Origin of the sequence: Brevundimonas sp. (assembly GCF_036405315.1) — a bacterium.
Lineage (GTDB): Bacteria > Pseudomonadota > Alphaproteobacteria > Caulobacterales > Caulobacteraceae > Brevundimonas.
The window spans coordinates 1-6,537 of record NZ_DASWXW010000186.1 but is presented as its reverse complement, the minus strand read 5'-3'; the positions used below and the strand labels follow the sequence as shown (position 1 = coordinate 6,537).

Annotated in this window: 6 protein-coding genes and 1 tRNA gene; 3 read left to right on the top strand and 4 right to left on the bottom strand. The window is 68.9% G+C overall.

Going from position 1 to position 6,537, the window contains the following annotated elements; all coding sequences use genetic code 11:
* Both recQ and VGE49_RS11665 read left to right on the top strand, forming a co-directional pair.
* The coding region (gene recQ, locus VGE49_RS11670; protein ID WP_331034719.1) for a DNA helicase RecQ at positions 1 to 1,750 on the top strand (1,750 nt) is incomplete at its 5' end.
* 84 nt (positions 1,751 to 1,834) lie between these two features.
* Complete coding sequence (locus tag VGE49_RS11665) at positions 1,835 to 3,346, top strand: S41 family peptidase (protein ID WP_331034718.1); 1,512 nt, start codon at positions 1,835 to 1,837, stop codon at positions 3,344 to 3,346.
* 4 nt (positions 3,347 to 3,350) lie between these two features.
* Here VGE49_RS11665 and VGE49_RS11660 read toward each other — a convergent pair whose 3' ends face one another.
* Positions 3,351 to 4,226 carry an alpha/beta fold hydrolase gene (locus VGE49_RS11660; RefSeq protein ID WP_331034717.1) on the bottom strand — a complete coding sequence of 292 codons (876 nt, stop codon included), beginning with the start codon at positions 4,224 to 4,226 and terminating at the stop codon, positions 3,351 to 3,353.
* Positions 4,227 to 4,255: 29 nt separating this feature from the next.
* Here VGE49_RS11660 and VGE49_RS11655 point away from each other — a divergent pair, with 29 nt between their 5' ends.
* On the top strand, positions 4,256 to 4,774 hold the full coding sequence (locus tag VGE49_RS11655) for a hypothetical protein (protein WP_331034716.1): 519 nt from the start codon (positions 4,256 to 4,258) through the stop codon (positions 4,772 to 4,774).
* Between the two features lie 255 nt (positions 4,775 to 5,029).
* On the opposite strand, the gene VGE49_RS11650 is transcribed toward VGE49_RS11655, so the two are convergent.
* The 3 genes from VGE49_RS11650 to VGE49_RS11640 form a co-directional block, all read right to left on the bottom strand.
* The gene (locus VGE49_RS11650) at positions 5,030 to 5,905 is read right to left on the bottom strand and encodes a dihydrodipicolinate synthase family protein (RefSeq protein WP_331034715.1); all 876 of its coding nucleotides are present in this window, start codon (positions 5,903 to 5,905) and stop codon (positions 5,030 to 5,032) included.
* Positions 5,906 to 5,993: 88 nt separating this feature from the next.
* Positions 5,994 to 6,116, bottom strand: a complete 123-nt coding sequence (locus VGE49_RS11645) for a hypothetical protein (protein WP_331034714.1) — start codon at positions 6,114 to 6,116, stop codon at positions 5,994 to 5,996.
* A 305-nt stretch (positions 6,117 to 6,421) separates the two neighbouring features.
* A tRNA-Met gene (locus VGE49_RS11640) sits at positions 6,422 to 6,498 on the bottom strand.
* Between the last annotated feature and the right edge of the window lie 39 nt (positions 6,499 to 6,537).

Genomic DNA, 6,537 nt, shown 5'->3' with positions numbered 1-6,537 from the left:
GGTTCTGGCCGGGCGCGACGTCATGGCCGTCCTGCCGACCGGCGGCGGCAAGAGCGTCTGCTATCAGATCCCCGCCATCCTGCACCCCGGCGTCGGCCTGGTGGTGTCGCCGCTGATCGCCCTGATGACCGATCAGGTCGAGGCCCTGAAGCAGCAGGGCGTGGCCGCCGCCCGCCTCGATTCCGGCGTGCCGATGGAGGAGCGCTCCGCCATCTGGCGCGCCGCCCGCTCGGGTGAACTGGACCTGCTCTACGTCTCGCCCGAAGGCCTGGCCGCCGGCTCCATGCTGGAGCGCCTGTCCGAGATCGACCTCAGCCTGATCGCCATCGACGAGGCCCACTGCGTCTCGCAATGGGGCCACGACTTCCGGCCGGATTATCGCACGCTGGGTCGTCTCGCCGAGATCTTCCCCGGCGTGCCGCGCATCGCCGTGACCGCTACCGCCGACGCCCGCACCCGCGACGACATCCTGGCTTCGCTGCGCCTCGGCGAGGCCCGCGTCTTCGTCGACAGCTTCGCCCGCCCCAATCTGCAACTGTCGGCCGAGCGCAAGATCAACGGTTCGCGCGCCCGCACCGACGCCGCCGTGGTCGAACTGGTCCGCGAGCGCCGGGGCAAGTCGGGCGTGGTCTATTGCGGCAGCCGCGACGGCTGCGAGCGCGTGGCGCAGACCCTGCGCGACGCCGGGACCAACGCCATCGCCTATCACGCCGGCTTCGACGCCCGCGAACGCGACCGGCGGCTGGAGCGTTTTCTGGCCGAGGACGGGGCCGTCATGGTCGCCACCATCGCCTTCGGCATGGGGGTGGACAAACCCGACGTCCGCTTCGTCATCCACGCCGATCCGCCCGGGTCGCTGGAAGCCTACTGGCAGGAGATCGGCCGCGCCGGGCGCGACGGCGAACCGGCCGAGGGCATCACCCTCTATGGCTCGTCCGACATCGCCTGGTCCCTGCGCCGCCTCGAAGGCCGCCCGATGGCCGAGGAGGTCAAGCAGGTCCAGACGCGTAAGGTGCGCCAGTTGTTCGCCATGCTGGACGGCGCGACCTGTCGACCCCAGGCCGTGCGACGCTATTTCGGCGAACAGGACGCCCAGCCCTGCGGCGTCTGCGACATCTGCGGCGATCCGCCCACCACGTTTGACGCGGTGGTCCCGGCGCAAAAGGCCCTGGCGGCGGTGCAGCGCCTCGGCGAACGCTTCGGTCGGACCCGCGTCATCGATCATCTGCTGGGCAAGACCAAGGACGTCCAGAACTGGGAAGCGAACCTGTCCACCTGGGGCATCGGCGCCGACCTGTCGCTGACCGCCTGGCGCGACGTCATCGACCACCTGCTGTTCGAGGGCCTGCTGGTCGAGGACCCGAACGAGGGCAAGCCCATCATCCAGCTGGGCGATCCCGAGGCCGTCCGCGCCGTCTATCGCGGCGAGCGCCCGGTGCGGGTGCGCAAAGCCCCCGTCCGCGTCGTCGAGGCCGAACGGCCGCGCCGCAACGCCGGCCGTAACCTGGCCGTCGAGGCCCTGGACACGGACGTGCGCGCCCGCTTCGAGGTCCTGCGCGCCTGGCGCCGCGACCGCGCCGCCGAGCAGCACGTCCCGCCCTATGTCATCTTCCAGGACAAGACCCTGGTCGAGATCGCCCTCAGCGAGCCGCGCAATCTCGACGCCCTCGGCCGCATCTCCGGCGTCGGCGCGGGCAAGCTGGAACGCTACGGCAAGGGCCTGCTGGAGGCCCTGCGCGCGGCGGCCTGATCCGCGCTCCATGACCAAAGCTTAACTGGCGCGCCCTCTGCCGCCCTGCCACCCACTTTGGCCGACACCAGCAGGGGAACGGACATGAAACGATTTCTGACGGCGGGCGTCGCCTGTCTGGCGATGACAGGCGCGACGCAGGCTCTCGCTCAGGAAGCCCCAGCGGTCGAAGCGGCCAAGCCCATGCTTCAGCCGCGCGACTGGTCGGCGACCCTGGTCGAGGACGCGACGGCCTTGCACGCCGTCATGATCGACAGCCACCCGGGCACGCATGATCCCCTCAATCCCCAGTTCCGCGCCCGTCTGGATCAAGGCCTGGCCACGGCTCTGGAGCGGGCCAAGACGACCACGGACGCCGGCGGCTGGTGGTGGGCGCTGCGCGCCTATGTCGCCAGCTTCGAGGACGGCCACGTCCAGATCAGCATGACCCAGAGGGACTTCGGCTTCCCGACCCGCTGGCCCGGTTTCCTGACCGTCTATCGCGGCGCCGACCAGGTGGTGGCGAACCGCGATGACGCCGACGCCGCCGCCCCGCCGCTGGGCGCCCGACTGATCGACTGCGACGGCGTGAACGCCGCCACCCTGTCGGAGCAGCGCATCGGCCAGTTCCGGGGGCGCTGGTTCCTGGAGGCGATCAAGACCCGCTTCGGCGACTGGATGTTCCTGAATGCGGAAAACCCTTGGCAAACCGAGATGAAGGCCTGCCGTTTCGAGGCGGACGGCGCGACCAGGACCTACGCCCTCGACTGGCGCGCGACGCCCGACGATCTAAGCGATCGCCGCACCAAGCTGATGCCGAGCGCCAGGCCCGACTTCGCCCTGAAGCACTTCGACGACGGCGGCTTCTGGATCTCGACCCCCTCGTTCAACAGCGACCCGAACGGCGACATCCATCCCAAGCTGACCGCCCTGATCGCCGACATGAAGACCAAGCAGGACGCCCTGCGCGCCGCCCCCTATGTGGTGCTGGACCTGCGCGGCAACGGCGGCGGCTCCTCGCACTGGAGCCAGCTGATGGCCCAGGTCCTATGGGGCGACGACTGGATGACCGCCCACCCCGAACCGGCGATCGAGTCCGTCGACTGGCGCGCCTCGGACGGCAACATCGCCGAAATCTCCGCCTTCCTGGACAAGCTGCGCGCCACGAACGGCCAGCCCGAGTTGATCGCCTGGGCCGAAAACGCCGTCAACGGCATGAAGGCCGCCCAGGCCGCCGGCCAGGTCTATTGGCGCAGCACCAATGACGAAGACCCGGCCGACGCCGCCCCGCCGCCGCCCGCGCCGCAGCTGATGGCGGGCCGGGTCTATGTCCTGACCGATGCCAGCTGCGGCTCGGCCTGCCTCGACGCCGTCGATCTGTGGAAGACCGTGGGCGCCGTCCAGGTCGGACGCGAGACCTCGGCCGACACCGTCTACATGGAGATCCGCGAACCCGTCCTGCCCAGCGGCCTGGCCCAGATCGCCGTGCCGATGAAGGTCTATCGCGGTCGCGCGCGCGGCAACAACGAACCGCAACGCCCCCAGTATGTCATTGAGGGCGACATGACCGACGATGCGGCCCTGCTGGCCTCCATCCGCCGGCTTCAGCCGCACTGAACCCTCAGCGCAGGAAGCGTTCGACCGCCGCCTGGAAACGGCGCGGCTGGTCGATCATGACCATGTGCTCGGCCCCTTCGATGCGCTCGAACTCGGCCGGGCGCGGCAGCGAGCGGTAGCCGGCGCGGAACAGGCCGTCGATCTGGCTGCGCGGGCTGCGGTCGTCGGCGCTCCAGCCATAGACGACGGTGACAGGGGCGGTGATCGAAGGCAGGCGCGAACGCAGGTCCACCGTCATCACCTCGTAAAGGCCCTGGGCCAGGGTGCGTCGGTCGCCGCCCTGCCAGCCGAGCGTGCCGAACAGGCTGTCGCTGGCCCCGCCCATCTCGACGCCCAGACTGCTGGCCTGGGTTCGCAGGGCCTCGTCCCCCAGCAGCAACAGGCCCTGATAGGCCAGCCGCGCCAGAGGCTCGACATCGCTGCTCGTCGCCCCCGCGCTGATCAACGACGGAAAGAAGGGCGAGGCGTCCACCACCATGACCCGGCCGACGCGCGCCCCGGCGTCGGCGGCGATGCGCAGGGCGATCTGACCGCCCATCGAATGGCCGATGACGGCGGGCCGTCTCAGTCCTTGTTCGACGATATAGCGTCGGACCTCCGCCGCCGTCGGGCCGCCGACAAGGCCGGAGCCGTTGGCCGACGGCGGCACGTCGCCGAAGCCGCGCACAGTCACCAAATGGACCCTGTAACGGCCCTCGAGCGCCCGCGCCGTTCGGTCCCAGACAGCCGACGTGGAGGCCAGCCCCGGGATCAGGATGACGTCAGGCCCCTCGCCCCGAGCCTCGACGACAATACGTTCGGACTGAAAGCCGGCGGCGGGCTCCGCCCAGGCTGCGGTCGGGAGAATCAGCAGGATCAGGCTCAGGAAGAGACGTTTCATGGCTCCACGCTAACGGCTGATCGCGACAATTGGTCGACCTTCACCAGTTGAAATTTCATCCGTTCAGGTGTGATATCCGGGCCATCCTGGGGAGGATTCAGATGAAGCCTTTTATCCTTAGCCTCGTTTTCACCGCCGCCGCCGGCATTGCCGGAAGCGCCGCCGCCGCGGAAGACTGGAACGTCTTCTCGCGCAGCGCCCGCACGGTTTATCTCGCCGACGTCGGAGGCATCAGCACGCTGGGCGACGACACGACGATCCGCATCGCCCGGGTGCCGATCGAGGGCGCCGCCGGCGATTACAGCCACACCCAAGAAGATATCGCCCTTCGCTGCGCCGCCAAGCAGTCCCGCGTCGTGCTGGAACTGGAATACGGTCCCGACGGCGCGGAAATCGACCGCATCGAGAACGCGACGGCCGAATGGGAGGACATCGCCCCCAACAGCCTCACCTCCTATATCCAGACGATCGCCTGCGACGGCGCCCGCGGCCAGGGCCGCAACGCCGCCTCGGTGAAGATCTTCATCGACAGCGGCCGAGGCCGATAGGCTCGCTGATCCTGACCTCGAGACCGGTCGGGCGGGTCTGGAAGATCATGGGTTGACCGGCCGCCTGACGAGGACGGCCTGAGGCGCCCTATCCGGATTAAGCCGCCCGCTGCGGATCTTGAGGCGTCGGGGTTAAGCCCGGCGGAGATCCCTGCGCACCAGGCGCTCGATGACGCCAGCCTCTGGCGAGCGTCTCCTTCGCCACAGCGCGACAGCTGCCTTTCGGTTGAAAGCAGGCGCTTGGCCTCGGCCGACCTAGCGCGGCAAAGCCTTCGAGAGACTGGCCTTCAGCCCCTCATCGGGTCCCTGCAACGGCTTCGGCGGCGACGCCTCCGTCAACTCCAGCATCTGCGCTGCTGCATACATCAGCCGAAGACTGCCGTGCGCTCGGAACAGGTCCCACAGGCCGGCGAATACAGCCTCGCATCGTTCCGCTTCCTCGCGATCGCCCCTGATGGCCGCCGCCGCTAGCGCCGCAGCCTGTTCGGGAAACAGCCCGCCGGCCACGCTGTACCAGCAGTCGGCGCCCGCCAGCAGCGCCGCCTTGCAGCCCCAGTCGCCGCTGTAGCCGATGGACAGACCCGGCGCCGCCTGCCGTAAAGCCGCCAGGTCGGCGGCGATGTCGCCGGACGCCGGCAGCGGCAACTTGATCGCGGCCACGGTCGGGATCGCCGCCAGACGCGCGACCAGTTCCGGCCTGAAGGTGAAGCGAGTCGTGCCGGGGTTGCTGTAGATGCACAACGGCAGGTCGGTGGCCGAGGCCACGGCGAGGAAGTGCTGAAAGACCTCCCCCTCCGTCAGCGGCGTATAGCTGACCGGCGCCAGGAGCAGGCCGGACGCCCCCTCCCCGGCCGCGTCGCGCGCCAGGGCCTGGGCCTCGTCAGTCCGCATGGCGCCGACGCCGACGATGATCGGGATCGAGGCGACGGCTTCGACAGCCGCCGCCACGGTGCGTCGCCGTTGGTCGCGGTTGAGGAACATATAGGTCCCGGTGCTGCCAAGCAGGCCGACAGAATCCGCCCCGCCCGCCTCGATGCGCCGGACCAGCCGCTGAACGTCAGGTGCGATGACCGCGCCATCGGATGTCATCGGAGTGATGGGAAAGGCCGAAAGGCCCGAAAACAGCACCATGCTTCTGCTCCAGAATATCGCCTCAGTGAGGCCCGGCACGACGGCCGGCTCAAATCAGGCTTGGCTTCAATTTGTGACGGTCGGTCGATCAGTCCGCGCGCTGCAGCGGAAGGCTGCTCGCCGGCAGGGACGGACTGAGACGCATCAATCCGGCGATCAGAAGCACGTAGCGAAGGCTGATCGCATTATAGAAATCGACGACGGCGTTCACCGGTGGTCCTTCGCACTGCCGACCGAGGCGAGGGCGCGGCTGGCGGCCTGACCTCGATCAGGTCGCCCGGCTGGGGCACGACATGATGACGGGCGATCCCGTCTGGGCCGCCGCATTCGACGGCGACAGCCTCGGCGCCTGGTTCCCGGACGCCGCCGCCCAGCCGAACATCCTGTCTCTGGTTCTCGCTCGGCGACTGAGCTGCGAACGGTCGATCACAGTGTCGCCGGCAAAACCTGGCGGTTCCCCAATGCTCAGGCCAGCAGAAAGCCCCGCAGCATGGAGCTACGGGGCTTTTGAGTATTTGGGTGCGGGAGCAGGATTTGAACCTGCGACCTTCAGGTTATGAGCCTGACGAGCTACCGGGCTGCTCCATCCCGCGGCAAGGCGGTGTGCGAAGGAAGAAGGGTTCGAAGACGAT

Coding starts and splice junctions, on each gene's coding strand:
- VGE49_RS11665 (WP_331034718.1), top strand. CDS start 1,835: ATGAAACGATTTCTGACGGCGGGCGTCGCCTGTCTGGCGATGACAGGC.
- VGE49_RS11660 (WP_331034717.1), bottom strand. CDS start 4,226: ATGAAACGTCTCTTCCTGAGCCTGATCCTGCTGATTCTCCCGACCGCA.
- VGE49_RS11650 (WP_331034715.1), bottom strand. CDS start 5,905: ATGGTGCTGTTTTCGGGCCTTTCGGCCTTTCCCATCACTCCGATGACA.